26 protein-coding genes are annotated in these 25,443 nt (G+C 64.8%); 11 read left to right on the top strand and 15 right to left on the bottom strand.

Annotated features, from left to right (window positions below; genetic code table 11):
- Positions 1-23: 23 nt before the first annotated feature.
- A complete protein-coding gene (locus tag FJ942_RS19705) occupies positions 24-893 on the bottom strand; it encodes an NmrA/HSCARG family protein (protein WP_140898694.1) in 870 nt (289 codons plus the stop codon).
- 103 nt (positions 894-996) lie between these two features.
- Here FJ942_RS19705 and FJ942_RS19700 point away from each other — a divergent pair, with 103 nt between their 5' ends.
- Entirely contained in the window at positions 997-1,887 is an 891-nt protein-coding gene (locus FJ942_RS19700) for a LysR family transcriptional regulator (protein WP_140516161.1), read from the top strand.
- Positions 1,888-1,996: 109 nt separating this feature from the next.
- Here the strand turns inward: FJ942_RS19700 and FJ942_RS19695 are convergent, their stop codons facing one another.
- Together FJ942_RS19695 and FJ942_RS19690 are read right to left on the bottom strand one after the other, a co-directional pair.
- Complete coding sequence (locus tag FJ942_RS19695) at positions 1,997-3,367, bottom strand: VpsF family polysaccharide biosynthesis protein (RefSeq protein ID WP_140685664.1); 1,371 nt, start codon at positions 3,365-3,367, stop codon at positions 1,997-1,999.
- Position 3,368: 1 nt separating this feature from the next.
- Positions 3,369-5,501: an exopolysaccharide transport family protein gene (locus FJ942_RS19690; protein WP_140559834.1), complete on the bottom strand. Its 2,133-nt coding sequence runs from the start codon at positions 5,499-5,501 to the stop codon at positions 3,369-3,371.
- Positions 5,502-5,766: 265 nt separating this feature from the next.
- Between FJ942_RS19690 and FJ942_RS19685 the strand changes: the two genes are divergently transcribed.
- From FJ942_RS19685 to FJ942_RS19675, 3 genes are all read left to right on the top strand, one after another.
- The gene (locus FJ942_RS19685) at positions 5,767-7,272 is read left to right on the top strand and encodes a formyl transferase (RefSeq protein ID WP_140898691.1); all 1,506 of its coding nucleotides are present in this window, start codon (positions 5,767-5,769) and stop codon (positions 7,270-7,272) included.
- 320 nt (positions 7,273-7,592) lie between these two features.
- Positions 7,593-8,624 carry a hydroxyacid dehydrogenase gene (locus FJ942_RS19680; RefSeq protein ID WP_140898689.1) on the top strand — a complete coding sequence of 344 codons (1,032 nt, stop codon included), beginning with the start codon at positions 7,593-7,595 and terminating at the stop codon, positions 8,622-8,624.
- Positions 8,625-8,856: 232 nt separating this feature from the next.
- Positions 8,857-9,528, top strand: a complete 672-nt coding sequence (locus FJ942_RS19675; RefSeq protein ID WP_140898687.1) for a GntR family transcriptional regulator — start codon at positions 8,857-8,859, stop codon at positions 9,526-9,528.
- 42 nt (positions 9,529-9,570) lie between these two features.
- Here FJ942_RS19675 and FJ942_RS19670 read toward each other — a convergent pair whose 3' ends face one another.
- Together FJ942_RS19670 and FJ942_RS19665 are read right to left on the bottom strand one after the other, a co-directional pair.
- Positions 9,571-10,572, bottom strand: coding sequence for an NADP-dependent oxidoreductase (locus FJ942_RS19670; RefSeq protein ID WP_140898739.1), 1,002 nt, complete (start codon positions 10,570-10,572; stop codon positions 9,571-9,573).
- A gap of 96 nt (positions 10,573-10,668) precedes the next feature.
- Positions 10,669-11,484 carry an oxidoreductase gene (locus FJ942_RS19665; protein ID WP_140898685.1) on the bottom strand — a complete coding sequence of 272 codons (816 nt, stop codon included), beginning with the start codon at positions 11,482-11,484 and terminating at the stop codon, positions 10,669-10,671.
- Between the two features lie 104 nt (positions 11,485-11,588).
- Here FJ942_RS19665 and FJ942_RS19660 point away from each other — a divergent pair, with 104 nt between their 5' ends.
- Both FJ942_RS19660 and FJ942_RS19655 read left to right on the top strand, forming a co-directional pair.
- The gene (locus FJ942_RS19660) at positions 11,589-12,158 is read left to right on the top strand and encodes a TetR/AcrR family transcriptional regulator (protein WP_140898683.1); all 570 of its coding nucleotides are present in this window, start codon (positions 11,589-11,591) and stop codon (positions 12,156-12,158) included.
- 219 nt (positions 12,159-12,377) lie between these two features.
- Positions 12,378-12,683 carry a hypothetical protein gene (locus FJ942_RS19655; RefSeq protein WP_140499097.1) on the top strand — a complete coding sequence of 102 codons (306 nt, stop codon included), beginning with the start codon at positions 12,378-12,380 and terminating at the stop codon, positions 12,681-12,683.
- 64 nt (positions 12,684-12,747) lie between these two features.
- On the opposite strand, the gene ugpC is transcribed toward FJ942_RS19655, so the two are convergent.
- The 6 genes from ugpC to FJ942_RS19625 form a co-directional block, all read right to left on the bottom strand.
- Complete coding sequence (gene ugpC, locus FJ942_RS19650; protein ID WP_140898681.1) at positions 12,748-13,812, bottom strand: sn-glycerol-3-phosphate ABC transporter ATP-binding protein UgpC; 1,065 nt, start codon at positions 13,810-13,812, stop codon at positions 12,748-12,750.
- A gap of 34 nt (positions 13,813-13,846) precedes the next feature.
- Entirely contained in the window at positions 13,847-14,668 is an 822-nt protein-coding gene (locus tag FJ942_RS19645) for a carbohydrate ABC transporter permease (RefSeq protein WP_140898679.1), read from the bottom strand.
- Positions 14,669-15,574 (bottom strand): sugar ABC transporter permease, encoded by a 906-nt coding sequence (locus FJ942_RS19640; RefSeq protein ID WP_140521586.1) that lies wholly within the window; start codon positions 15,572-15,574, stop codon positions 14,669-14,671.
- A 95-nt stretch (positions 15,575-15,669) separates the two neighbouring features.
- Positions 15,670-17,007, bottom strand: a complete 1,338-nt coding sequence (locus FJ942_RS19635; RefSeq protein ID WP_140898677.1) for a sugar ABC transporter substrate-binding protein — start codon at positions 17,005-17,007, stop codon at positions 15,670-15,672.
- A 63-nt stretch (positions 17,008-17,070) separates the two neighbouring features.
- Positions 17,071-17,730: a GntR family transcriptional regulator gene (locus FJ942_RS19630; protein ID WP_140499104.1), complete on the bottom strand. Its 660-nt coding sequence runs from the start codon at positions 17,728-17,730 to the stop codon at positions 17,071-17,073.
- A 19-nt stretch (positions 17,731-17,749) separates the two neighbouring features.
- Positions 17,750-18,634, bottom strand: a complete 885-nt coding sequence (locus FJ942_RS19625; protein WP_140898675.1) for a dihydrodipicolinate synthase family protein — start codon at positions 18,632-18,634, stop codon at positions 17,750-17,752.
- A gap of 260 nt (positions 18,635-18,894) precedes the next feature.
- On the opposite strand from FJ942_RS19625, the gene FJ942_RS19620 reads away from it, so the two are divergent.
- Positions 18,895-20,856, top strand: coding sequence for an acyltransferase family protein (locus FJ942_RS19620; RefSeq protein ID WP_140898673.1), 1,962 nt, complete (start codon positions 18,895-18,897; stop codon positions 20,854-20,856).
- Between the two features lie 149 nt (positions 20,857-21,005).
- Positions 21,006-21,311, top strand: coding sequence for a hypothetical protein (locus tag FJ942_RS19615; RefSeq protein WP_140499110.1), 306 nt, complete (start codon positions 21,006-21,008; stop codon positions 21,309-21,311).
- Between the two features lie 107 nt (positions 21,312-21,418).
- On the opposite strand, the gene FJ942_RS19610 is transcribed toward FJ942_RS19615, so the two are convergent.
- Positions 21,419-22,015 (bottom strand): DUF6456 domain-containing protein, encoded by a 597-nt coding sequence (locus tag FJ942_RS19610; RefSeq protein ID WP_140521422.1) that lies wholly within the window; start codon positions 22,013-22,015, stop codon positions 21,419-21,421.
- A 134-nt stretch (positions 22,016-22,149) separates the two neighbouring features.
- Between FJ942_RS19610 and FJ942_RS19605 the strand changes: the two genes are divergently transcribed.
- Both FJ942_RS19605 and FJ942_RS19600 read left to right on the top strand, forming a co-directional pair.
- The gene (locus FJ942_RS19605) at positions 22,150-22,431 is read left to right on the top strand and encodes a DUF982 domain-containing protein (RefSeq protein WP_140499114.1); all 282 of its coding nucleotides are present in this window, start codon (positions 22,150-22,152) and stop codon (positions 22,429-22,431) included.
- 99 nt (positions 22,432-22,530) lie between these two features.
- Entirely contained in the window at positions 22,531-22,833 is a 303-nt protein-coding gene (locus tag FJ942_RS19600) for a DUF982 domain-containing protein (RefSeq protein WP_140559951.1), read from the top strand.
- Between the two features lie 241 nt (positions 22,834-23,074).
- Here the strand turns inward: FJ942_RS19600 and FJ942_RS19595 are convergent, their stop codons facing one another.
- Both FJ942_RS19595 and FJ942_RS28905 read right to left on the bottom strand, forming a co-directional pair.
- Positions 23,075-23,659 (bottom strand): GcrA cell cycle regulator, encoded by a 585-nt coding sequence (locus tag FJ942_RS19595; protein WP_140898670.1) that lies wholly within the window; start codon positions 23,657-23,659, stop codon positions 23,075-23,077.
- Positions 23,660-23,787: 128 nt separating this feature from the next.
- Positions 23,788-23,934, bottom strand: a complete 147-nt coding sequence (locus tag FJ942_RS28905) for a hypothetical protein (protein ID WP_224618688.1) — start codon at positions 23,932-23,934, stop codon at positions 23,788-23,790.
- Between the two features lie 299 nt (positions 23,935-24,233).
- Here FJ942_RS28905 and FJ942_RS19585 point away from each other — a divergent pair, with 299 nt between their 5' ends.
- A complete protein-coding gene (locus tag FJ942_RS19585) occupies positions 24,234-24,938 on the top strand; it encodes a helix-turn-helix transcriptional regulator (protein WP_140499435.1) in 705 nt (234 codons plus the stop codon).
- A 62-nt stretch (positions 24,939-25,000) separates the two neighbouring features.
- On the opposite strand, the gene FJ942_RS19580 is transcribed toward FJ942_RS19585, so the two are convergent.
- Entirely contained in the window at positions 25,001-25,303 is a 303-nt protein-coding gene (locus tag FJ942_RS19580) for a hypothetical protein (protein ID WP_140556357.1), read from the bottom strand.
- Positions 25,304-25,443 lie beyond the last annotated feature (140 nt).

Below are 25,443 nucleotides of genomic sequence, written 5' to 3'. Positions count from 1 at the left end.
CCCGTTGCTTGTCCTTGCTTCCGTCAAGCGGAGGCAGCGATTGCCGAGGCGAAGTCGCGATATGGGCGCAGTGGGCGTCCGAGCAAGGCAGTCAGGCGCTCGACGTCGCCGGCCTCAGGCAGCATCCCGTCGGTCAAGAATCGCTCGCCCATCAGGCGCATGTCGTAGGCCATCCAGGCGGGCAAGAGCTGCTTGAGATTTTGCTCGAAGCCTTCGGTATTGTCGCCGCCGTAGTTGATCGGGCGGCCAAGCACCTCTGACCAGATTGCGGCGATATCCGTCCCGGTCAGTGTCTCCGGGCCGACGAGGTTGATTCGGTCGAGCGCAAGCGGCTCGGAAGACTGTTCGCGGCGCAGCAACTCGAGGGCGGCGATCTCGGCGATATCACGCACGTCGATCATGGCGAGCCCCTTGGCGCCGATCGGCATTGGGTAGGTGCCGTAGCCGGTGATGACGTCTTCGATCATCAGATCATTCTGGATGAAGTAGGCCGGGCGCAAGATCGTAGCCTTGAAGTCCATCTCCTCGATCATGCGCTCGACGCCGAACTTGCCCGCGAAATGGGGTACGTTCACATAGACGTCAGCGTGGACCACCGACAGATAGACGATCCGCTCGATGCCGGCAGATCGGGCAACGTTGAGCGCGACCAAAGCTTGGGTGAATTCGTCCGGTACCACGGCGTTCAAGAGGAACAGAGTAGAGACTCCGGACATGGCTTTCCGCAGCGAATCGACATCGAGAAAGTCGCCTTGCACGACGGAGACGCCTGCCGGGAAGTTGGCTTTCGACGGATCGCGGACGAGAGCACGCACATCTGCGTCGCGCTTGACGAGATGTTCGACGACTTGGCGGCCAATGTTGCCCGTGGCGCCGGTAACGAGAATGGTCATGATATTTCTCCTGTTGGATTGCTTGACACCTCCAATATGTGTGGCTCACTAGCAGCCCAACAGGCGGAAATTTTAGACACGTCGTCTCACTGGTGGAACACACATGGACCTCCTTGCCCTCGCCGATTTCAATCTCGTTGCCCGTCATGGCGGCTTCGGCAAAGCGGCAAGGGCCACCGGCCGGCCCAAGGCAACCCTGTCCCGGCGCGTTGGCGAACTGGAAAGCAGTCTTGATCTGCGCCTGTTTGAACGGGGTGCGCGTAACCTCAAGCTCACCGAAGAAGGACGGGCGCTCTTCGAGCGGACGGGAGCGTTGCTCGCCGAACTCGACGAGACCGCTTCGGCGATTGCCTCGGGCGGTCAGAGACCGAAGGGGAAGCTGCGGATCAGCGCGCCTTTGCATTTTTCTCAGACCGCAATGGGAAGGATCGCTGCGGGTTTCGCCCTCAAATATCCGGAGGTGAGGCTGGAGGTCACGACCGAGGACCGGGCCGTGGACATGATCGAGGAAGGCTACGACCTGGTGATCCGGGTCAATCCGGATCCCGACGAAAGCCTGGTCGGACGGGCGTTTCTGCGCGATCGCCTGGTCGTGGTGGCTCGCCCCGACCTTCCTCGCCCGACCGGTGGACTCGCCGCTCCTGGCGTTGCGCGCGGGGCAGGCGATCTGCAGACATTGCACGTGAAGACACAAGGCGGCCGGTCAACGATCACGATCGAGCCGGTCGTCGCCTTGTCGACGCTCATCATGGTCCGGGACGCGGTGCGGGCCGGCGTCGGTGCGGCACGTCTTCCCATTTCGTTGGTGAGCCACGACCTGGCTGACGGCACACTGGTAAGTTGGGGGGAGATCGACGGCCCCGAGATCGCTCTATGGACGCTCTACCCCTCTCGACGGCTGCTCAGCGCGCGAGTGTCGGCGTTCATGGACTTTCTAAAACAGGCCTTCCCAAACGGGACGCCCGACGAACTGGCCGCCTATATTGGCAGGTGACGACCGCACCCGCTTTCGGGCGTGGAAAGCCTTGAAGCACTTTCCCGGCGTCCTGGCTGAGCCCCATGTCACATGCCGACGTCTTGGCGAAACGCGGGGGAACCTGCCGCTAGCGGTGGAGAGGCAGCCCTCTTCGGGGGTCGTCTCCAGTTACGCGCGCTGCTTGCGTCTTTTGCCGCGCCACCGCCCGCGCCGGCCGGTACAGCACCAGCGCCAGCACCACGAATTTGGTCAACAGCGTCGTCTTGGAGGCGAGGGTCTCGGAGGTGTTGAGCAGGATCAGCCAACCCAGCATGGGCAGCCAGATGCCGGGATGGCAGCGGCGTGCCACCTCATGCATGAACAGCACGAAGCCGAACAGCATCAGCAGGGTAAAGAAAGCGCCCTGATAGAGCACCATGCGTATGATCGGGTTCTCGATGCCTTGTTCCAGGCCGTTGATGCGGCGCATGCTTTCGATCAGATCGATATCAGGCCCCACGATCAGGTCGCCCAGCCCCAGATTCTTGAAGAGGTCGAACATTTCGACGCGGGCATTGGCGCTGCCGCTGTCGGACACGAAGCGTTCCAGCAGCGCGTCGAAGAAGCCGTAGGAAAAGAGAAGGGCGACCGCCACCGGCAGCAGCGTGGCGAGCAGGACCGCAAGGGCCGCGCCCAGCAGGCTGACGCGTCCATGCCGCAGATAGGCCACGCCCCTGAAAAGCAGATAGATGCCGCCGAGCGCGAGCGTGATCACCATCGCCGAACGTCCGCCGAACGCGACCAGCGCCGCGGTTTGCAGGCCGATCAGCGAAAGCCGCAGCGGCATCGACAGCGACCGTGAGCCGGAGAGCAGCGCCAGCACATAGACCGCGGTGATCGTGGCATTGGCCAGCGGATGGCCCTGAAGCGCGGTCGAGCGCAGGTCCGTGAACACCTCGCCGTCGAGCCGGTAGGGAAACACCAGCGTCTTGGTCGCGAACTCGAACAGCGCCAGCACCGCATTCGCCGACATCACCGCGTGAACGACCGTCTGCAGCCGCGCGAAGGTCCGGTCGTCGTCCTCGGCCAGCATCAGCACCAGCAGCGCCGCCGTCACGAACGTATCGACCATGCCCGCCATGCCCGGGCGATGCCTGACGACGACCACCACCAGGAGCACGACCGAGATGACCGCCATCAGCGCGCTGGCCGGCCGCCGGTCGGCAACGGCAGCCATATAGCCGACCGGATTGCCGAACGTGCATGAACGCCAGGCAAACACCAGCACCAGGAGATAGGTCGACGGATGGATCTTGGTGGCCGGACTGCCGAGCAGGCCGTCGTAATTGTAGCCCACCAGCCATAGCATGCCGCCGGAAACGGCGAACAGCACCGCCACCGTGACGACCAGGCCGAAGCGGGTCACCCAGTCGATGGAATTGCCGGCGCGGGATGCGGCGGCGGCTTGACCCGGCGCGGCCCAGCCGGCTGCCGGGCTGGCGGGCCGGACGGCGGCCATGTCAGGCCGCCTCGTCGACCAGCAAGGCGCCGGTCGGCAACCGCCCCATGACGGAAATGGCCTGCGACGCCGCCGCGACATCGCGCATCGGCGTCGAGTTCAGCGTGGCGACGAGCAGGATTTCGTCGGCCATCGCTACCAGCGGCGAGGCATTGAGGTTGTCGGCCAGCGCGCCGCCATCGATGACGACGAGTTCGAAGTTGCGGCCCGCCTGGGCCAACATCTGCTGGGCAAAATAGACGCCCTGCGCTTCCTGGAATACGGCCTTTGACCGGCCCCTCCCCAAAAGCGCGACATTGCTGCCGGGCGTATACTGGCTCAACGCCTCGATGCCGTACTCACCGCGAAGCACATCGAGCACGCCCGGCTGCTGATCTTTCTGGCCGCCGCCGGCATTGGTATCGATGAACAGGATACGGCCGCCCCGGGCGGCCGCGGCATTGGCCAGCAAGCGCGCCACCCTGCCGCGATGCGCGGCGTCCTCGGGCGGCGACGTCACCAGTATGGACGGCACCAGCGGCCAGTCCGGCGGGCGCCGGCCCGACGAGAACATGCGCCTCAGCGCCAGCCCCACAACCGCGTCCGTCTTCTGGCTCGCCGCGGCGGCCGTGCCGCCGAAAGGCCACCAGCGACGGGTGTTGCCCGACTTTGCCGGCACCACGCCAAGCACCGGCGCGTCGATGGCCGATTGCATCTGCGCGCTGGAAAGCACCGTGGGCGAGGAATATTCCGCGATCAGCGCCAGGCCGGTGCCGAGCCCCAGGCCGCCGAAGAGCGCGCCCAGGACAAGCAGCGACAGCGGCGGCCAGCTCTTCTTCAGGGCCGGCATGGCGCTGGAGATGATCCGCGCATTGGTGCTGTCGACGTTGATCTGCTCGCGCGTCTCCTGCACACGCTGCAGATAGTTGGCATAGACGGAGCGAACGGCCTCGAGATCGCGCTGCAACTCGCGCAGCTTGACCGAAGCCTGGTCCGTATCGAGCGACTTGGTCTTCATGCCGGCGACCTTGGCCTCCAGCGCCTGCTGGTTGGCCAGCGCTCGCTCGTAGTCGGTCTCGGCAGCCGCCCCGATGCGGCCGAGCTCGCGCCCGATCAGCGCACGCGTGTCGCGCAGCTGCTGCTGCGCCGCGATCATCGAGGGATGGCGTGGCCCAAGTTCCGTGCCGAACTGCGATACCTTGTCGACAAGCGTCGCCTCCTGCGCCCTGAGGCTCGAAATCACCGAGGAGCGCATCGCTTCCGAGGTCGCGTCCGGCGCCCCGCCCGACCTGCGCAACTGGTCGACCTGCGCCTTCAGCGCCGCAGTGCGGCTTTGCGCTGCCGAAAGCTGCGTATTCAGCTCGGTCAGTTCCTGGTCGCTGACCAGATTGCCTGCCGCCATCACCATGTTGTTGGCGGACCTGTAGGCCTCGACGGCATTCTCGGCCTGCTGGACGCGCTTGCGCTGCTCATCCAGTCGCGCGGCGATGGCGTCCGAAGCGTCCTTGGCCATCCGCGCGCGTGAGCTCGCCTGATCCGCCAGATAGGCCTGCGCGATCGCATTGGCCAGCATCGCCGACTTCTCGGCGTTCTTGGTGGTGATGATCACCTCGATGACCAGCACTTTGTCCGCTCGCCGCACCGCCAGGCGTGCGCGCAACGCATCGAGCGTCTTGGCCGTCTTGTCGGCTTCGCCTGACCCCGAACCCAGCAATCCGCCGAGTAAACGTCCCAGCATGCCCTGCCCGTTGAATTCAGGATCCTCGGTCAGGTTGGTCGCCTTGATGGCCCTGAGCAGCACCCCCGTCGACTGGACGACGCTGACCTGGCTTTCCACACGGGTTATGCCGCCGTCGGGCGGCACCTGGCTCGGATTGACGTCGTTGCTGACCACCTGCAGGTCTTGCGGGTCGATGATGATTTCCGCCGCCGAGCTGTAGAGCGCCGGCGTCATAAGCCCATAGAGCAATGCGCCGAGGGTCAGCAGCGCGGTGATGGCAAAGATGAGGAAACGGCGGCGCACCAGTATGCGCTTCACGTCGCCCAGCTCGACGGTCGAGGCCGGGTAGGAGGGCGCCGACGGCACCGCTCCGGGCGCGTATTGCATCGCCTCCGGAGCGTATTGTTGCGGCAACGAGAGCAGGGATGATTGCAAGGGTCGCTCCGACAACACTCCATGCGCCTGCAAAGATCAAATTGCGGCTTTGTCTTAGCTATGCTTCCAACTGTTAAAACACTGTTAATTATATTGAGAGCTCTTGTGAATTTTGGCACGGAGTTTGCCTAGAAGAGGCGCGAGTGTTGATACGGCGCGGGCAACGGGGGAATGACATGGAATGGGGCAACACTTCATCCGTCCGGCCGTTTCCCGCGTCCAAACACCGGCCCAATACCGAACATCACAACGATGAGGATGCGACATGCAGGTGAGCCTGCGCCTGGACAGCGAATGCCCGCGTGCCTTTCACCTGACGCTGCTGGAGCGCCTGGCGGCGCTGGCGCATGTCGAGGTCTCTGTCGATCTCGGGCCGGCCGAGGGCGGCATACCACCCAGCGCCGCGGCGCTGTTTCAGCTGGAAACGGCCATCCATGGCCTGTCCGCGAACGGGCTGGCGAAACGCCTGCCGCTTTCGGCGCTGGCGCCCTATCAAGCGCGGCCGCCGGCAGCGCCCGATCTGGTGATCGACCTCTGCGGCGACGTGCAGCGCGAAGGAACCCGCGTCTGGCGCGTGACCTATGATGGCGCCGCGGGCGAAGCTGCCCTGCTGGCGCTGATCCTCGATGGGCGAACGCCGATTGGCCGTATAGAGGAAAACGGTACGTACCTCGCCGAAGGCCGCTTGGGCACCGAATATGGCGGCATCGCGCTTGCCTCGTTCCAGGATATGCTGGCGCGCACCGCGAGCCTGATCCTGGCGGCGATGACCGGCGCGGCGCGGCACGCTCTCCCCGTCCTGCCGGAGCCGGCGCACGGCAATGCCGCGCCCGCCATGCCGTCCGCCGCCAAGCTTGGCGTCAGGGCTGGCAAGGCGCTGGCGCGGCGCGTCGTCCAGAAGATCTACCATCTCTGCTACAACGCCCCGCACTGGAAGGTCGGCTGGCGGCAAACGCAGGGGCAGGACCTGCTCGACCTGCGGGCGCATCCGGCAACGGGCTGGCAGGTGCTGCCCGACGACGGCAGCCGCTTCTACGCCGACCCGTTCCCGATCCTGCATCAGGGCAAGGTGACCCTGTTCGTCGAGGACTATATCCACCGTTTGGGCCGGGCCATCATCTCCGCCGTGCCGTTCGGCCCGTCGGGGCCGATCGGCCGCCCGGAACCGGTGCTCGACCTGCCCTATCACCTGTCCTATCCGTTCGTCTTCGAGCGCGACGGCGAAGTCTGGATGGTGCCGGAGAGCTGCGCCAACCGCACGGTCGACCTCTACCGCGCCACCGCCTTCCCTGGCGGCTGGGTCAAGGAAGCGACGCTGCTGTCAGACATCGTCGCCAGCGACGCCACCCTGGTCGAGCATGGCGGACGATGGTGGCTGTTCGCCACCGTCAGGGACGGCGGCGGCGCCTTTTCCGACGCGCTGCATCTGTGGTCGGCGCCGGACTTTCGCGGACCGTGGACGCCGCACCCCAAAAACCCCGTCCTGATCGACATCGCCTCGGCGCGACCGGCGGGCCGCATGGTAGAACGGGAGGGCCAATTGCTGCGCCCCGTGCAGGACTGCCGCAGGAGCTATGGCGCGGCGCTCGGCATCGCAAGCATTGTTCACCTGGACTTGGACGGCATGAGCCAGGTTGTCGAGACCATCTTGACGCCTGGCGCGTTATGGAGCGGGCGCAAGCTGCACACGCTCAACGAGGCGGGCGGCCTTGAATTCATCGACGGTTCCGCGATCGCGCCGCGCTGGAAGCAAACGAGCGGCGGGCGCTGACGACGGCCTGCGCATAAGGTCGATACGGCCCTCCCGCAAAAAGCCCCCGCCAGTCATGGCCGGCGGGGTGAGGCTCTGGAGTAAGCCGGAATCGGTCCGGCATGGATCAACGTATGGAGCGGTGGTTGGTTGCGGCGCCAGAAGCGCATTCCCTTTCCCTTTTTTGGGCCCTTGTGCAAGAACGGCCCCTCGCCCCAGCCGCAATCCCGCCTTTCTTGTCGCGAAATTTTCCTCCTCCGTATGCATGTTGTAAGTCGTTTAATCCGGGATAGATTGCATCCAGAAGGGCGCCAAAACGATCGCGCCGGGAGGAATTCGCCATGTCCGACAGCGCCCTGCCGCTGGTCATCAGCGCGCCCGAACCGCGCACGCTCGACCTCATCTTCACGCCGCCGCAGCTGGCGCGCTTCAAGGCGAAATATCGCATCGTCGAGACGACGCCGGACGGCGTGGCGAAACTGCCGGCCGATGTGCTGGCCGAGGCCCGCTACATCGTCGGCCAGCCGCCGATCGCGGCCGAGACGCTGGAGAAGATGAAGGCGCTGCGCTGCGTCTTCAATGTCGAGAGCAACCTCATCGACAACATGCCCTATGAAACGCTGTTCGCGCGCGGCATCCATGTCGTCACAACGGGCCTGGTCTTCGCCGAGCCGGTGGCCGAGCTCGGCCTTGCCATGGCGCTCAACCTCGCCCGCGGCATCGTCGATGCCGACCTTGCCTTCCGCAAGGGCGAGGAATTGTGGGGCGGCGACGGCAACCGGACGGCGCGGCTGTTGTCAGGCGCCGATGTCGGCATCATCGGCTTCGGCGATCTCGGCCGCGCGCTGAACCGGCTGCTGTCGGGTTTCCGCACCAGGACAAAAGTCTTCGATCCCTGGCTGCCGCCGTCGATCCTGATCGACAATGGCGTCGAGCCGGCCTCGATGGACGAGGTGCTGTCCGCCAGCGACTTCGTCTTCGTCGTCGCCTCGGTGACCAGCGAGAACCAGGGCTTCCTCGGCGCCGACGCCTTCGCCAGGATGCGCAAAGGCGCGGCCTTCATCCTGCTCAGCCGCGCCGGCGTGGTCGACTTCCCCGCTTTGATGGCGGCGGTGAAGGGCGGCCACATCCTCGCCGCCAGCGACGTCTTCCCCGAGGAGCCGCTGGCGTGGGACCACCCGGTGCGCGCCTTGCCTGGCTTCCTGCGCTCGGCCCACCGCGCCGGCGCGCTTGACATCGCCTTCAAGCGCATGGGCGACATGGTGCTGGAGGACATGGACCTGATCGACCGCGGCCTGCCGCCGCTGCGCTCCAAGCGCGCCGAGCGCGAAACGGTCTCGCGCATGCGCTCAAAGCCGGTGGACAGGAACTGACAGGGCGGCGACGTCCCTCGCGTCGCTTGACAAAAGCATGGCCAGCGACGACCCTCGCCCGGCCCATCTGGGGGCTCGGCAAGCGGCAGGGACCGTCGGCGGTAATGGCGCAGCTGGCGGGCTCAAGGCCAATCGGTCCGGCCGGCCAAGCGGTCCGGTTCTCTTTTTTCGCCATGGCAAGGCGGCAAGAGCGGCCCTCGCCATGAGGCTGTCGAAAACGCGACGGAGCGCGATGCTCAACACGATCGATTATGGCGGCAAGGAAGCCGATATCGTCCACGCGCTGGAGGAAGACATCATCTTCGGCAGGCTGGCGCCCGGCGCGCGCCTGGTCGAGGACGTGCTGCTCGCCCGCTTCCCGGTGTCGCGCCATACCATTCGACAGGCGCTCTATCAGCTCGAAAGGCTAGGCGTCGTCACGCGCGAGCGCAACAAGGGCGCCATGGTGCGGCGGCTGTCGCCCGACGAGGTACGGCAGATCTACGAGGTGCGCGAGATGCTGCAGCGCCAGGCGGCGCTGATGATCCGCCTGCCGGCGAGCGATGCGCTGATCGAAGAGCTGACGCAGATCCTCCGCATCTATAACGACCATGTCGAGAGCGGCTACCTGCGCGGCATCCACGAGGCCAATGATCGTTTCCATCTCACCATGTTCTCGGCCTGCGGCAATGCCTATCTGGTGGCCTCGATCGAGCATTACATGCGCCTCAGCCTGCCGGTGCGGGCTAACTCGCTGGCCGACAGGGAAAAGCTCGACATCTCGCGCCAGCACCACGCGATGATGATCGAGGCGCTGAAGCGCCGGGACAATTGGGTGCTGGCGCAGCTCTGCGTCGACCATTTGCAGCCCAGCAAGGCGTTCTATCTCCAGGAGATCGAGAGCGGCGGAGACCGCCCTGGCTAAAAGGCGCAAGACTGATAACAGGCCGAGCGGCGCCGGCGCCTTCTATCTCACCTTCACGACCACCTTGCCCTTGGCGCGCCCCGTCTCGACATAGGCCAGCGCCTCGTTGGTCTTTTCGAATGGGAATACCTGATCCATGACAGGGCGTATGACGCCGGATTGGATGAGCGACGTGATCCTGCTCAGCTGATCGCCCTGCGCCCACATGAACAGGAACGAATATCCGGCCCCGGCGCGTCTGGCCTTGCGGCGTATGCCGCGGCTCAGCAGGCGCAGGACCAGTTTCAGGACAATGTTGAGGCCTTTGTCCCTGGCAAATTCGGGATCCGGTGGACCGGAGATGGAGATGAGCTTTCCGCCCGGCTTCAGCACATGCAGGGATTTCTCGAGCGTCTTGGCGTCCTGGCTGTTCAGGACGACGTCGTAGCCATGCAGGACCTTCCCGAAGTCCTCCTTCCTGTAGTCGACGACGACATCGGCTCCGAGACGTCTCACCAGATCGGCGCTCGCGGCGCTGGCCGTCGTCGCAACGGTGGCGCCGAGATGCTTTGCCAGTTGGATGGCGAATGTCCCCACACCGCCGGAGCCGGCCTGGATGAACACCTTCTGCCCTTTCTTCAGCCCTGCCCTGTCGACGAGCACCTGCCAGGCGGTCAGGCCGACCAGCGGAATGGAGGCCGCCTCCTCCATGCTGAGACTGTCGGGCTTCAGGGCCACGTCGGCTTCTTCGATGGCGATGAATTCGGCGAATGTCCCGATCCGTCCGTCGCGCGCCCGCGCATAGACTTCGTCGCCGATCTTGAATTTGCGTACTTTCGACCCGACGCTAACGACGATGCCGGCCACGTCATGGCCAAGGATGAATGGCGGGCGGTAAGGCAATATGAGTTTGAACTCGCCATCCCGGAGCTTGGAATCGAGAAGGTTTACGCCAGCGGCGTGGACCTCGATCAGGACATCGTTGTCGCGCGGTTCCGGCTCAGGCATCTCTGCAAGCCGCAGGGCGCCCTTCTTCTGATATTTGTCGACGACAAAGGCTTTCATCATATTCGCTTTCTTGAAATGGGTCCCGATATCGGACAGGCCGGGCTTTCGGGGCAGCGAAACTGCTTGTGCGGGCACTGACTTGGCACGCTCCGTTCAGGCAGGCAGGCGGAACTGCTTGCGCAAGGTCTTGTCGAACGTCGCGGCGGGCGCGAACCGCCGCAGCGTGCTGACCAGCCGGGCTGTCTTGCCGGCGGTGTAGCGTCGGCGCTGACGCTTGTCGGTGGCGGCCCTGAGTACCACATTCGCCACCGCTTCCGGCGGGTCTGCTTTCGGCATCACGTCGCGAAGCAATGCGTCGATACCGGCGCGGGCCTGATCGTATTCCTTCATGACGGAATCGGGCTCGAGCCCGTTCTGGTCGAACACGGTGCGCACGAAGGCAGGTTCGATGACCGAAACCCGGATGTTGAAAGCGCGAACCTCGTGATCGAGCGATTCCGAATAGCCTTCGAGCGCGTGCTTGACGGCGGAATAGTGGGCCGAGTACGGCGCGGGGACCAATCCCAGGATCGAGCCGATATTGACGATGCGCCCCTCGCCGCGCCGCCGCATCGACGGCAGCACCGCGTTGATCATCCGCATGACGCCGAACAGATTGACATCGAACAGGGCCTTGGACTGGGAAACCGAGGATTCCTCCGCGCCTCCCAGCAGCCCGATGCCGGCATTGTTGACCAGAAGGTCTATCCGGCCGGTCTTGGCGACGACATCCGAAACCACAGAGGCGACCGATGCGTCATCGGTCACGTCACAAACCAGCATCGATATTTCGCTCGAACCCTGGCCTGATATTTTGCGGCTGGTGCCGAAGACGGTGAAACCCGCCCGCGCCAAAGCCTCCGCGCTGGCGCGGCCGATGCCCGAGGAGGCGCCGGTCACGATCGCCGTCTTTCCTGAATTCCGGTTCATCTGGTGACTCCGAACTCGAGAGGTCTTGCCTCTCGGCGATGATTGAATTATAATCGTAATATCACATTACGAGTGTAATGCAATAGGGAAGCGGAAGGAGCGCCATGCGCTACGAAAAAGGCCGGAAGGACGCATCACGCAGCCGGATCATGGAGGTCGCCGCCGAACGGTTTCGCGGTGACGGCATCGCCGCGTCCGGACTGGCAAGCATCATGAGCGACGCCGGCATGACGAACGGCGCCTTCTATCCACACTTTCAATCCAAGGCCGAACTCGTCCGCGAGAGCATGGTCGCGGCACTGGAGGCTCAGTCGCAGCAATTGCAGGAGGCGTTGGCCTCGGGAGGGCTGGATCTGGCCCTCGCGATGTATTTGTCGCCCGAGCACCGGGATCATCCGGAGACCGGCTGTGCTTCGGCGGCGCTATTGCCCGAAATCGCGCGTCAGCCATCCGAGACCCGCGCGCTCTACACCGAACGATTAATGACTCTGGTGCGCCAGGTGTCGGCGCAGTTGCCGCCTGGAATCCCTGATCCGGAGGGCGTTGCATTGGGCGTTTTCGCGGCGCTCATCGGCGCCCTTCAACTGTCCCGCGCGGTGGAGGGAACTAAATTGTCCGATCGCATGCTGACGGCGGGAGCGGAGGCGGCGCGGACTCTGGTCCAGCCGCGCTAGGGTGAAGAGGAAGGCGCTATCCCGCGCGATGCGCCCCGGCTGCAAATCTAACGAGGCAGCCAAACGAAGAAAAAAGCGGAAGTTTCGCCGCCGCTGAACAATATATTTGTTCAGACCGGGCCTCAGCTGGCATGGCGAACCGGAACTTTCCTCCAAACCTTCCGTTTCTTTGAAGATCGTTGCTTCGACGGTCGAAGAGCAACAGGGAAGGATCCTATCATGAACATCAAGATGATCTGCGTCGGCGCGATGACGCTTTCGATGCTCGCGGGCTCGGCCCTCGCCGCCGCGAACAAGGGCACGTCGGCACTCGACGACCCGGCCAAGATGCAGCCCTTCTACACCGACTCCAGCATGAAGAAGATGCGCAGCAGCGACGAGTTCACGAAGGCGTGGAAAGCGCTCACTCCGGAAGACCAGAAGATGATGATGACGGCCTGCGACGATGAGGCCAAGGACGCCAACGCCGCCAACAGCCATCCGGAGTTCTGCAGCAGCGTCAAGGCGAATGGCGGCAGCAAATAGACCGGCAAAGAGCAGGCTTTTATAGCCCGCACCCTGAAGACAGCCCCGTCCCGCGGGGCTGTTGTCATGCGCCGACGCGCCGGCCGGTTTCGGCGTCGAACAGATGCGCGCAGGCGCGGTCGACCTCGATGCGCACCAGCTGGCCCTGCTTGAGCGCCAGCCGCTCGCGGAAAAGGCAGTCTATCTCCTCGCCGCCGCAATCCACCTTGGCGAAGATCTCCGAGCCGGTGGCTTCCAGCAGCGTGACGCTGCCGGGTATGCCTTGGCTGCTGGCGCGGATGTGTTCGGGGCGGATGCCGTAGACCAGCTCCCCGCCCAGGACCTGTGCCGGATGAAGCGGCGCCGGCAGCGGCAAGGTCAGCCCGCCTGCGCTGCGGAAGACGCCTTCCTCGATGCGGCCGCGAATGAAATTCATGGCGGGCGAACCGATGAAGCCGGCGACGAAGAGATTGGCCGGCTGGTCGTAGAGGTCGAGCGGCGCGCCGACCTGCTCGACCAGGCCGTCATGCAGCACCACGATCTTGTCGGCCATGGTCATGGCCTCGATCTGGTCATGCGTGACATAGATGGTGGTGGTGCCCAGCCGCTGGTGCAGCGCCTTGATCTCGCCTCGCATCTGCACGCGCAGCTTGGCGTCCAGGTTGGAGAGCGGTTCGTCGAACAGGAAGACTTGCGGGTCGCGCACGATGGCGCGCCCCATGGCGACACGCTGGCGCTGGCCGCCCGAAAGCTGGCGCGGGAAGCGGTCGAGCAGCTTTTCCAGGCCGAGGATACTCGCCGCCCTGTTGACGCGGCCGGCGGTATCGGCCGGATCGGCTTTCTTGATCTTGAGCGCGAAACCCATATTGTCGGCCACCGTCATATGCGGGTAGAGCGCGTAGTTCTGGAACACCATGGCGATGTTGCGGTCTCGCGCCCTGAGATCGTTGACGACCCGCTCGCCGATGGCGATCCTGCCGGCCGAGATCGTCTCCAGCCCCGCGATCATGCGCAGCAGCGTCGACTTTCCGCAGCCCGAAGGTCCGACCAGGATCACGAACTCGCCATCGGCGATGTCGACGCTGACGTCGTGAATGATCCTGGTCGCTCCGAATGCCTTCTGCACATTGTTGATGGTCACCGCTGCCATTTCATGTCCTCACCTGGAAAGAGTGTCGTCGGCTTCAGCCGCCCTTGACCGCGCCGGCGGTCAGCCCGGTGACGATCTGCCTTTGCGCGAACATGGTCAGCACCAGCACCGGCAGCGTCACCACCAGTGCGGCGGCGGCCAGCGGCCCCCAGCTCACCTGCTCGTAGGAGAGCATGTTGTAGACCGCGACCGGCAAGGTCCGCGTCTCGCGGCTGGCCAGCACCACGCCAAAGACGAAATTGTTCCAGGAGAAGATGATGGACAGGATGAAGGCCACCACGATGCCTGGCCTGGCGATGGGCAACGCGACCAGCCGGAACACCTGCCATGAGGAGGCGCCGTCCATGCTGGCGGCCTCCTCCAGCTCCATCGGCGTGGTTTCGAAATAGCCGATCATCACCCAGACCACGATCGGCACCGTGACCACGAGATGGATGATGATCTGCGGCCACAGCGTGCCCAATATGCCCGCCCACTGGAACAGCAGGAACAGCGGGATGAGATAGGACAGCCCCGGCGTCATGCGCGCGATCATGATGACGACCGCCGACCGTTCGGCCTTGAGCCGCGCTATGCCGTAGCCGGCAGGCACGCCGATCAGCAGCGCCAAGAGCGTCGCCGTGCCGGTCACCAGCACCGAGTTCCAGAAGTAGAGCAGGAAATTGTTCTCCTCGAACACCTTGGCATAGTTCGACCAGGCCACGTGCTCGGGGATGAAGACCGGCGGCGAGGCGCCGTTGTCGATCTCGAATTTCAGGGACAGCGAGAGCATCCAGAGGAAAAACAGGATCGCCGGCGAGACGAAGACCAGGGCGGCGAAGAACAGGCCGATCCGGTTGAGCAGTCGCGAACGCATCTATTTGCCCTCCGCGTCGGTCCAGCGGCTGCGCTGGCGCAGCATCAGCAGGACGAAGGACAGCGCTACGATAAGAACGAAGAACACCACCGCCATGGCCGAGCCGTAGCCGACGTCGTAATAAGAGAAGGCGATGTTGTAGAGATAGATGTTGATGGTCTCGGAGGCCGTGCCCGGCCCACCCTGCGTCATCGCATAGATGATGTCGAAGCTCTTCAGTGCGTCGATCGTGCGGATGATCACCGCGATCATCAGGAACGGCGCGATCATCGGCAAGGTCAGGTAACGGAACTGCTGCCAGGCATTGGCGCCGTCGATCTCGGCGCTCTCGAAGGGTTCGCGCGGCACCGAGGCCAGCCCGCCCAGCACGATCAGCATCACCAGCGGCGTCCACTGCCAGGTCTCGACCGCAACCAGCGAGGGGATGACCGTCCTGGCATTGAATATCCATTCCTGCGCCGGAATGCCGACCAGCGACAGAAGGTAGTTGAGCACGCCGAGTTGCGGATGGAACATCATCGTCCAGACCAGCGCCACGGCGACGGGCGTGGCCATCATCGGCATCACGAAAATGCCGCGCAGCACGCCGCGCAGCGGGAACCGGGCATCGAAGATCAGCGCCGCGACCGTGCCGAGCAGCATCGGCGCGGCCACCGAGAGGAAAGTGTAGGACAAAGTGTGCGCGAGCGATTCCCAGAACCGCCCATCGCCGACCAGTCGCAGATAGTTCTCCATCCCCGCGAAGCTTCGCGACTGGCCAAGCGTCCAGCGGTTGACGCTCATCCACAGCGTGAAGGCCCAGGGAAAGACGATGACGGCGCCGACGACGACCAGCGCGGGGACGACGAAGGGCCAGTAGCTGGGAGCCAGCTTGACGGGCCGGCCCCCTTCGCTTGCCTGTTTCATCACCCCGGTACGATCCGTCGTCGCCCCGGCGCGATCCGTCGTCGCCCCGGCGCGACTCGTCGTCGCCTCGGCGCGCTCTGGGGCAGTTGCGGACATCAGCCTTGCTCGCTCCTGTCGAGGACCGGCTGGAACTGTTCCGTCGCCTTCTTCAGTTCCTCCGCCGGGTCGGCCCCGGCGAGCAGGTTGCTGAGCGCCACGCCATAGATGTCGCGGAATTCGGTGACCGGGATGATGACCGGCAGCGCCAGCCGGCTGACATTGCCGGAGCCGACCACGGCATCGAGCCAACTCGCCGGCATGGTCACGCCTTCGCGCACCTTGGGGTCTTCCAGCACCGATTTGCGGAACGGCACGCCGGCACCTGCCTGCAGCAGCCGCGCGCCCATGCCGGCCGACACCGCCCATTGGCAAAAGAGATAGGCGGCTTCCTTCTTCTCGCTGGCCGTTGTCACGCCGAGCCCGTCGCCGAACGTACCCGAGGCATGCGCCTTGGGGCCCTTGGGCATGACGCCGTAGCCGACCTTGCCGACCACCCTCGACTTCTCCGGATTTTCCATCGGCGGCGCGAAACCGACGCCGTCGAACCACATGCCGATCTTGCCTTGCAGGAAGGCGGATTGCGCTTCGGCCCAGTTGAATCCGGTGACGCCGGGCGGCGCGGATTTGGTCATCAGCCGCTGGTAGAGGGCGGCCGCCTCCACCGCCTCGGGCGCGGTGGTGCGCAGCTTGCCCTTGTCGTCGAGCGGCGTCATGTCGTAGCCGAGCATCAGCGAGGTCCAGACCGGCGTGTTGGCGTTCTTGAGGCCGCGCGCGACGAAACCGTAGGTGTTGGTCGACGGGTCGGTCAGAGCCTCCGCGGCTGAAACGAGCTGATCGAAGGTTTCGGGGTATTTGAGGCCCTTGGCCTCGAACAGCTCCTTGTTCCAGTAGATTATCCAGTAGTCGACCGAGAACGGCAGCGAGCGCAGCACGCCCTGGCCGTCCTTGGCGAACAGCATGCCGGCATCGGCAAAGTCCTTTTCGACCAGGCTCGGATCGGTCAGCGTCGGGTCGGCAAGGTAGCCCGATATGTCGGCCAGCCAGCCGCCCTTCTCGAACTGCCGCTTCTGCACATGGTAGCTCAGATGCACGACGTCGAAGCTGGGTTTGCCGGAGCTGAGCTCGATCACCGTCTTCTGGCGCTGCTGCTGCTCGGGCGTCGCCTCGGCATTGACCTTGATGCCCGTCAGATCCTCGAACTCGGCGAGATATTTGATCAGCGTGTCGCTGCGCGGGCTTTTCACCAGATTGACATCGAGCGTCGTGCCCGCGAAGCGCTTCCACTCGACGCCGGCGGCAAGGCTCGGGCGGATACCGGCAAAGCCGGCGCCGGCGAGCATGGCGGCGCCCGCAAGGAGCTGCCTTCTGGTTGGGCTGAATGGATTGGACGGCATTTCTTCCTCCCGGTTGCTGTCGTTGTCGATTGCGCCGCGACAGGCACGGCGCGGCCTGCTTCCTCAGATATGGAGCGCCAGCCGGCGCGCATTGTCGATATGCTGGCTGATCGCCTCGACCGCCTTTTGTGGATTGCGGCTTTCGAGGGCTTCGATCACGCTCAGATGCTCGCGCATCACCGGCACCACGCGCCCGTCGATGCGGAACCGTTCCTGGTGGATCAGGCGGATCTTCACCGAATTGACCAGATAGGCCTTGGCAATGATCTCGTTGCCGAGCGCATCGATGAAAGTATCGTGCATGGCCCAGTCGATGGTCTGAGCCCTGGCCTCCATCTCCGGCGTCGGGGTCTGCGCCAGCGCCTGCGCCAGCATGTCCTCATGCTCGCGGCGCAAGCGCGCGAGTTCGTCGTCGGAGGCGCTGACGGTGAACAGCGCCACCGCCTCGCGCTCCATGAACAGGCGGAACTGGAAGGCCTCGCGGATCAGGCTGATGTCGATATGCGCAATCTGCATGCCGCGCTGCGGGATCGTCGTCAACAACCCCTCGGCTTCCAGGCGCGGCACGATCTCGCGGATGGCGCCGAGCGGCAGGCCGGTGAACGCGACGAGTTCGCGCTGCGACACGAACTGGCCCGGCTTGAGGTCGCGGGCCAGCAAATGCCGCGTGAAGCTGGCATAGGCCTGCTCCCGCAGATTTGTCTGGTCGCCGCCATTGGCCATTTCAGTGCTTCCTTCCCCGTCAGGCCGCCGCGGCCGCGAAAAGAGTGTCGTAGGCAGCGCCAAGCTGCTGGCGCTCCGGCGCCGCGATCGGCTCGAGCGGCGGCCGCACCGCCAGCCAGCGCTCGTCGCCGGTCTTGCGCGCCACCATCACCTTGACCGCCGGAAGGACCGGGTGCTTGAGCAACTCGAGCACGAAACGCTCGACGCGCACGTCGTCGTGCCCTTTCTCGGCCATGGCGAGGACCTCGCCAGCGGCGAAATTGGCCATGCCCGAAATCGCGCCCTGGCCACCGATCCTGACCGCCCGCGCCAGATGCCGCTCGTCGCCGATCAGGATCACCAGATCGCCATGGGCGCCGAGCAGCGCCTCGCTATAGGCCCAGTCGCCGCCGGAATCCTTGACGCCGGCGACCACGTCCGGAAACGCCTGGCGCAGCCGGCCGATCAGCCCCAGCGAAAGCTGCACCGTGGTGACCGAGGGGATGTTGTAGAGCAGCACGCCGCGGGCCAGCGGACCGAGAGCGGCAAAGACAGCGGAAAACCAGCCGAAAAGCCCATCGTCGCCGATATTCTTGAAATAGCTGGGAGGGGCAAGGAGGATGTTGCGGGCGCCGCGCTGCAAGGCATGCCGAGCCTGCTCGGCTGCATCCTCGGCCGCGTCGACCAGCACGCCTGCGACAAGCTGATGCGGCGCGATGCCGGCCGCCAGCATCGCCTCGGTGACGGCCCGCCGCTCCTCGGTGCCGACCGAAGCGCCCTCCCCGGTGGTGCCGAAAAGCGTCACGCTGGTGCAGCCCTGCGCCAGGCAGCTCCGGGCCAACGTCACCATGGGTGGAATGAGGATTTGCCCCGACGCATCGAAAGGCGTGGCCAGGGCAACCGAAAGACCAAAACGCGATGTCACCAGCGAGTCTCCAAAAGAGCAGTTCGCAGGTAGTGCTATCACGCTAACATGTTAGTCGTAAATAGGGCGGATATCATTTGCGAAAACACAGGTTGTGATGCTTCCGGTGCAGGCGCTATCCATGCCCGCCTCGCCGTCAGGCTGTTTGTGCCGTTTTTCCTTTTTCCTGCCATGTTGCGTTGCGAAAGATTTGTTGCATTGCGATACGATCCGCCCCGGCCGACAATGGCCGCGGGTTGGGCTTGCACGAAGGATTTATCGTGGCAGCATCGTTCCGACCCGATATCGAGGGAATGCGCGCACTGGCGGTAGCAGGTGTCGTCGCCTATCATTTCGGCCTCACAGCCCTGCCCGGCGGCTTTGCCGGCGTCGACATCTTCTTCGTCATCTCCGGCTATCTCATCACAAGACACCTTTTGCAGGAGATCGGCGAGAGCGGTCGGCTGAACCTGTGGCGCTTCTATGCCCGCCGCGCTCGGCGGTTGCTGCCGGCCTCGCTGTTCGTCATCCTCGCCACGCTGCTGGCCGGCGCCTTCATCCTGTCGCCGGAGGAACAGGCGCTCTATTCGAAGGGCGCGATGTTTGCGTCGGCCTATATGATCAATCTGTGGCTGATCCGCTGGTCGTTCGACTATTTCGCCTCCGATGCCGCCAACAACCCGTTCATCCATTTCTGGTCGCTGTCGGTGGAGGAGCAGTTCTACCTCGCATGGCCGGCGCTGCTCGTTCTCGCCGCATGGCTGCGGCCGGGACGGCGCGCGGCCATCGTGGTCATCGGTGTCACCGGCCTGGTGTCGTTCGTGGCCTGCGCCTGGCTGACCAGCGTTTCGCCGCCCTGGGCTTTCTATTTCTCGCCGCTGAGGGCCTGGGAGTTCGCCGCCGGCGGGCTTGCCACGATGGTGCCGGCAAGTTTTCTCCGGTGCCACCCGCGGCTGCGCGCCGCGCAAGGCTGGCTCGGCCTGGTGCTGATCGTGCCCGCCTATCTGCTGCTGGACGAGGCGCTGCCCTTCCCCGGCCTGCTGGCGCTGCTGCCGGTCGTCGGCACGGTGCTGCTGCTGGTCAGCGGGGCAGGCGAGCGCCAAGCGGATGGCAAGCTGGCCGGCGGCCCCGCGGCTCTCCTGTCGCTGCCGCCCATGCAATGGATCGGCAAGCTCTCCTACTCGCTCTATCTCTGGCACTGGCCGGTCATCGTCTATGCGGGAATGGTCACCGCGGAGCTTTCCGGGCTGGACAGGTTTGCCTGCCTGGCACTGACGCTGATGCTCTCCATCTTCACCTATCACGTCATCGAAAACCCCGTGCGCCGCAACGGCTGGCTGATGGCAAGCGCCGCCCGCGCGCTCGTGCCCGCGGCGCTGCTGACCGGCGCCGGCGTGGTCGCGGCCTACGCCAATGCCAAGTTTGCCGTTCACGAACTCGATCCGGAGCAGCGCGTCATCGCCCAAAGTGCGGCGCGTCCATCCACCGCGCGCGCCAGGGGCGGCTGCGTGCTCGACTACGAGACCATCACCCCGAAGCCCTGCGTGTTTGGCGCCAAGAATGTGAAAGGCACGATCGCCTTGTTTGGCGATTCACATGCCGACCACTGGTCGACGCCGCTGATCCAGGCGGCCGAAAAGCGCGATTACCGGGTGGTTACCTGGCTCAAATCCTCGTGCCGGGCGTCCCGGCTGTCGACATGGTCGAGCAAGCTGAAGCGCGACTACGCCGAATGCGACCAGTGGCGCGAGCAGTCGATCAAGGAGATCCTGGCGCTGAGGCCGGCCCTGGTGGTGATCTCGGAAATCGCCCTGACCAGTTCGCGCAAGATGGCCGCCGGCAAGGATGAGCCCGACAGTCAGGACGCGGAGTGGAAGGCTGGCCTGCGTTCGACGCTGGAGACGTTCAGCAAGGCCGGGCTGAAAGTCGCCTTCATCCGCGACGTGCCCTTCAACGACGAGCAGGTCGACACCTGCGTGGCGCGTGCGCTGTGGCGCGGCGACACGCCCTCGCTCTGTGATCAGACGCGCGCCTATGCCGCCAACGACGCCATGGCCGCGGTGGAGCGCGACGTCGTGCGCAGCATTCCGAACGCCCGCTATGTCGATATGACCGACCAGTTCTGCAACCAGACCACCTGCCATGTCTTCATCGGCGGCAAGATCGCCTTCCGCGACCGCCACCATCTGGCGACCGCTTTCGCCGAGACGCTGGAGAAGCCGCTGGAGAAGGCGCTGTTTTAGAAGGGGTTAACGTCCCTTCTTCAAAGGCGCGCTGCCAAGGCGCCGCCCCCTCACAGCGCGCGCGGGCACGAAACATTGGTTTACCGGCTTTATGGGAACAGGGCCGCGAGGGCAGCGTTTATTAGATGAGCCTTAAAGAGGAGGTTGCCATGAAGAAACTCTTGCTCGCATCCGTGATTGCCGTCGCTTCGGCGGTGGCCGTGATCGCCCCGGCAAATGCCGCCAGCATCACGCTTGGCATCGGCAACGGCTATGACGACGATTATTATGTTCCCAGATATCGTCACCACTATCGCGATTATTCCGACGATGACGGCTACTATCGCCGCTACAGCATGTATGACGAGAGCTACCGTCCGCGTTATTACGGTCATCGTCGCTGCCACACCGAGGTGATCAAGCACTGGCGTCATCACCATCGGGTCATCGAGAGAGTCCGCGTCTGCAGGCGTTGACCTGACAACCAATCCGGCCGGCATCGCGCCGGCCGGATGTCATGCACAGCGCCATGCCCTGGAGCGGAGCACTTGTCGTGCGCGCCGCAACTCCTCGGGGCCCAACCCTATCGTCGCATCATCATCCCGTAGTGCATCGCCAGCAGATCGAGCCCGATTCTCAACAGCTTTGCCGCCACGTCCCTGCCCTCGCTCATCTCTCCCGCCACGCCTCTGACCGACTGCTCCAGGCACACGATCTTCCGGACCACGTCGACCACCTCCCAATGGCCGAGCGCGCGGGTCGCGGCGGCGTGCGACCGTCCGGCATTGAGCACGCTGTCGGTGATGCCGCCGCTTGTCCTGTCGCCGTCGACGCGTTCGCTCCAGCGCATCGGCTTGATATCAGCCTGCTGGCTGGCGCGGAAATCCTCGCGGTAGCGCAGACCGGCTTCGCGCTGCTGGCGCGACAGCGAGGTGATGCCCAGCAGCGGATCGATGCTGCGCACCCGCACGATACCACCGGTGGAGGTATGGCCGTCATTGGACACCTCATAGACGCGCCGCGCCTCCGATGTCCCGGTTGCGAGCCGCTTGCGGCCGAACTCATCGTCCCGCAACGCGAAATCATGGCCGACCTCGCGGCGGATGCGCACCTGCTCGGCCTCGCCCTTCGGCAGCTTCGGCGTCTGCGGTTTGGCTGATCTGGCGGCTTTCTTGCTCATGGCTGCGTCCTTGTGGGGAGTGGATTGAGGTGCTGGCTGGCGCGGCAGCGATCCCTGGCGAAATTGGCTGCGTGCGCCGGAACCAGCGGCGAGGCTGGGCGTTGTGCCGCACCAAACCAACAGGAGGTATGCCCATGACCGCCTTCATGCCGGTGACCTTGCGCTTCTGCGACAACAAGACCATGCTGGTGGGCTCCATCGCCCAGGCGGCGACCGCGCTTCGCCGGCAATGGCCTGACAAGACGGCCACCGCCTATCTGGATGCGGCAAGGCTGGTCAGGCTCGCCATCGACGGCAGCTGCCGCCAGCGCGTCGCCTTCGAGGCTTTCACCAAGGCGGCCGGGCAGCAGGGGCTGCTGGTGGCTAAGCCGCGTAGCCGCGCCCATGAATGGCTCGACGCCGCCGCGGGCCCGTGAGGTGGCTGAAAACGTGATGCAACCGCGCCGCCGCCTTGCACGTTGATAGGGGCTGGCTTCCGAGCCGCGCGCAACGCCAAGGTAACCGCCGTGGGTACCATGAAAACAGGATCTCCGCTCAAAGTATGCCTGGACGGGCATGTCGAGGTGATCGACGGCGTCGCTGAGGCAGCCGACTTCCTGCAGCGCTGGCCGATTGAACGGCGTGGTCATGTCTACCGCAGTGCGCTCAACGCGTGCAGCGCAGCCATCGCGGCGCAGATTTCGCACGCCGACGCGATGAAAGCGTTCACCGGCTTCGCCCGGGTTACCCGTATATTGGCCGGCGATGACGGCCGGCCAGCGATGCCTGATGCAATAAGCGTGCGGATGCCAAAGCAGGGCCACGATCTGCCAAAATAAAAGCGTTGCGTGGCCGCCGTTCTCGCCAGATCGCCAACACTGCAAAAGAAAAGCCAGCGTTGCAGCTAGTCTCTTTCTCCCCGTTTTACGGGGAGAAATGCCCGGCAGGGCAATGAGGGGCGGTGCCACCGCTTCGATACCTTGCATCTGACCCAATCTCCCTCCCGAATTCATGCCGTTCCCAATCCTGCACCCGGCGCCGCCCGCCTGCCGTTAGCTTCTCTCCAGAACGGGAGGAAGCTCACCCCGCCTCGCAGACACGCCGGCGGAAGCGCGCCTGATGATAGGTGCAGTAGCTTTTCATCGCCCTTGTGCGCATGCCGCAGCACAGCATGTGGACGCCCGGCCGGCCGCCGGGCGCGTCGTTTTCCGGATTTTGCTCCAGCGCCAGGTCGAGCGGAGCGCGGCAGCGGCCGAACAGGCAGTCGACGAAGCGCATTGCCACGCCATGCGGCTGGCGGCCGATCGGGCTTCGCTGCGGCACCGGCACCTCCAGGCGGTAGGCTTGCCCGTCCGCCATCAGCACGCCGGCCTCGCGTGCTGCGAGGCGTTCCGCACCTTCACCCTTCGGCACGCGCTTGCGTCCGGCCTTGGCGGCGCGGTCGGCGGCCTTGTCATTCGCCCTCTCGGCTGCCGCGATGCGCTTGCTGTTGGCAAAACCGATCGAACTCAGCATGGCGTTACGGGGAACGATGCCGATGATGGCGTCGCGCGACACCGGGCTGCCTCGCGACGCGCTGAACCGAGCCGCGATGCGCGAGGCGGAAAGTCCGTCCGTCAGCCAGCCGGCGATCGCCTGCAATTCCTTGTCGCCGTAAAGTGCCATATCTGGTCTCCGTCCATTGCGCGGCCGCGGCAGCGCGCGACGCCGCCGGCGAGTATCGGTGTCGGCCCGCCGCAGGCGGTGGGCATTGTTGGGTTGGATCCGGCCTGTCGGCCGTTGGATTGGCGGCCTCAGCCCGGCCGGCCGCCCAGCGCGGCGAGGCGCGCCAGCCGCGCCTCTGCCGTCACCCGGTCGGGTGCGAAAACCGCCCTGCCCGTCAGCCTGTCGAGCAGGATCACGGTGCCGTCCTCGGTCCGGATCAGGGAGCGGATCCGCACCGCGCTGAATTGGGGGCCGGAGCCGCGGGGAGCGGCGGCTCCGGCCGTTCCGGCCGCCGGTGACGGGCGGACCGGACGTGCGGCTGATGCATCGGGGCAATCAGCCTCACGCTTCGCCCTGGCCGGGGAGGAGGACAGCCGGGGCGAAAGGGAATGAGCGCTGGCCGGCTCGCGTGAAGCTGGCCTGAGGGCGCTTTCGACTCGGAAGGGGTTGAGCTTTTGCATGAACGGATATAAGCATAACTCAAAAACTTATGCAAGCCATTCTTTCATGGACGAAAGCAGCGCTTGTTGGTCACATGGGCGCCATGGTGAAAACGCAACTGTCGATCAAGGTCGGGGCGGCAATCCGCCAGGCGCGCAAGCAGCGCGGCCTGGTCATGCGCCACATCGCCGAGCACAACGACACCGACGTCGCCGCCGTCGGCAATTGGGAAACCGGTCGCAACCTGCCCAAGACGGAAAACCTCCTGAAGACTGCCGCCTTTCTGCGTGTCGACCCGGTGGCGCTCGGCAAGGGCGAGGTGGTTTTCCTCGACGATGCCGGACCGGTCAACGACGCCGAGATCGTCACCGACGCCGGGCCGCCCCCCGCCGGGCCGATGGACATCCAGGTGCTGGGCGCCGCCGTTGGCGGCGACGACGGCGATTTCACCTTCAACGGCGAGCCCGCCGGCTACGTCCAGCGCCCACCCGGCATCCGCAACCTGGCCAAGGTGTTCGCGCTGCATGTACTCTCGGATTCCATGGTACCCCGTTACGAGCCCGGAGACCTGATCTATTGCGGCGGCCGCGATGCCGTCCCGGGCGATCACGTGGTGATCGAAACCTTCCCGGAAGAGAACGAACGCAACGGCAAGGCCTTCATCAAGAAATTGGTCAAGCGCACCGCCGCCGAACTGGTGGTCGAACAGTACAATCCGCCGAAGACGTTGACCTTCAACCGCTACGCCATCAAGCAGGTCTGGCGGGTCATTCCGTTGAAGGAATTGCTGGGCTATTGAGGGCGACGGGGCAATTCTTCCTCCCACAAGGAGAGCAGGCAAAACCCAGCGTCGATGCCACCTCACGCCCGCCCCGATCCCTCCAGCGGCATCTCGCGCTCGCTCAGCATCAGCGCCTCGCTGCGCACGCGCTGGCGCTCGTTGATAAACGCCGCCCGGATCTGGATCGCCGTGCCCGGCAGCCCGTCGGCGCGGCAGGCCGAGCAGACCAGCCGGCCCGAAAGCGCTGCCAGCGGCGTATTGCCAGTCACGCCGAAGCGCCGCAGCTGATCGGGCTTCCACCACCTGTTGCGGCCGCAATCGGCGCATTCGACCGATATCGAAACGACATCCGCAATCACTGATCCCTTGCCCGTCAATGCCATCGCGGCTCGCCTTTTTGTTCCTTGTTTGTTCGCATATTCCTGTGTTTTGAAACGAGAGTCGAGTCGCATCTTTCAGGGCTCCGCAAAAGTTTCTCTTTCGCCAATTTTTGAGTTATGCTTCTATATGACTTGCAAAGCCG

Origin of the sequence: Mesorhizobium sp. B2-4-2 (assembly GCF_006442845.1) — a bacterium.
Taxonomy (GTDB): Bacteria; Pseudomonadota; Alphaproteobacteria; order Rhizobiales; family Rhizobiaceae; genus Mesorhizobium.
This window is presented reverse-complemented; position numbering and strand designations above follow the sequence as displayed.

Bases quoted from the DNA above. Each gene is read 5' to 3' on its own strand.
- FJ942_RS19705 (WP_140898694.1), bottom strand. From the start codon at position 893: ATGACCATTCTCGTTACCGGCGCCACGGGCAACATTGGCCGCCAAGTC.
- FJ942_RS19700 (WP_140516161.1), top strand. From the start codon at position 997: ATGGACCTCCTTGCCCTCGCCGATTTCAATCTCGTTGCCCGTCATGGC.
- FJ942_RS19695 (WP_140685664.1), bottom strand. From the start codon at position 3,367: ATGGCCGCCGTCCGGCCCGCCAGCCCGGCAGCCGGCTGGGCCGCGCCG.
- FJ942_RS19685 (WP_140898691.1), top strand. From the start codon at position 5,767: ATGCAGGTGAGCCTGCGCCTGGACAGCGAATGCCCGCGTGCCTTTCAC.
- FJ942_RS19680 (WP_140898689.1), top strand. From the start codon at position 7,593: ATGTCCGACAGCGCCCTGCCGCTGGTCATCAGCGCGCCCGAACCGCGC.
- FJ942_RS19675 (WP_140898687.1), top strand. From the start codon at position 8,857: ATGCTCAACACGATCGATTATGGCGGCAAGGAAGCCGATATCGTCCAC.
- FJ942_RS19670 (WP_140898739.1), bottom strand. From the start codon at position 10,572: ATGAAAGCCTTTGTCGTCGACAAATATCAGAAGAAGGGCGCCCTGCGG.
- FJ942_RS19665 (WP_140898685.1), bottom strand. From the start codon at position 11,484: ATGAACCGGAATTCAGGAAAGACGGCGATCGTGACCGGCGCCTCCTCG.
- FJ942_RS19660 (WP_140898683.1), top strand. From the start codon at position 11,589: ATGCGCTACGAAAAAGGCCGGAAGGACGCATCACGCAGCCGGATCATG.
- FJ942_RS19655 (WP_140499097.1), top strand. From the start codon at position 12,378: ATGAACATCAAGATGATCTGCGTCGGCGCGATGACGCTTTCGATGCTC.
- ugpC (WP_140898681.1), bottom strand. From the start codon at position 13,812: ATGGCAGCGGTGACCATCAACAATGTGCAGAAGGCATTCGGAGCGACC.
- FJ942_RS19645 (WP_140898679.1), bottom strand. From the start codon at position 14,668: ATGCGTTCGCGACTGCTCAACCGGATCGGCCTGTTCTTCGCCGCCCTG.
- FJ942_RS19640 (WP_140521586.1), bottom strand. From the start codon at position 15,574: ATGAAACAGGCAAGCGAAGGGGGCCGGCCCGTCAAGCTGGCTCCCAGC.
- FJ942_RS19635 (WP_140898677.1), bottom strand. From the start codon at position 17,007: ATGCCGTCCAATCCATTCAGCCCAACCAGAAGGCAGCTCCTTGCGGGC.
- FJ942_RS19630 (WP_140499104.1), bottom strand. From the start codon at position 17,730: ATGGCCAATGGCGGCGACCAGACAAATCTGCGGGAGCAGGCCTATGCC.
- FJ942_RS19615 (WP_140499110.1), top strand. From the start codon at position 21,006: ATGAAGAAACTCTTGCTCGCATCCGTGATTGCCGTCGCTTCGGCGGTG.
- FJ942_RS19610 (WP_140521422.1), bottom strand. From the start codon at position 22,015: ATGAGCAAGAAAGCCGCCAGATCAGCCAAACCGCAGACGCCGAAGCTG.
- FJ942_RS19605 (WP_140499114.1), top strand. From the start codon at position 22,150: ATGACCGCCTTCATGCCGGTGACCTTGCGCTTCTGCGACAACAAGACC.
- FJ942_RS19600 (WP_140559951.1), top strand. From the start codon at position 22,531: ATGAAAACAGGATCTCCGCTCAAAGTATGCCTGGACGGGCATGTCGAG.
- FJ942_RS19595 (WP_140898670.1), bottom strand. From the start codon at position 23,659: ATGGCACTTTACGGCGACAAGGAATTGCAGGCGATCGCCGGCTGGCTG.
- FJ942_RS19585 (WP_140499435.1), top strand. From the start codon at position 24,234: ATGGGCGCCATGGTGAAAACGCAACTGTCGATCAAGGTCGGGGCGGCA.
- FJ942_RS19580 (WP_140556357.1), bottom strand. From the start codon at position 25,303: ATGGCATTGACGGGCAAGGGATCAGTGATTGCGGATGTCGTTTCGATA.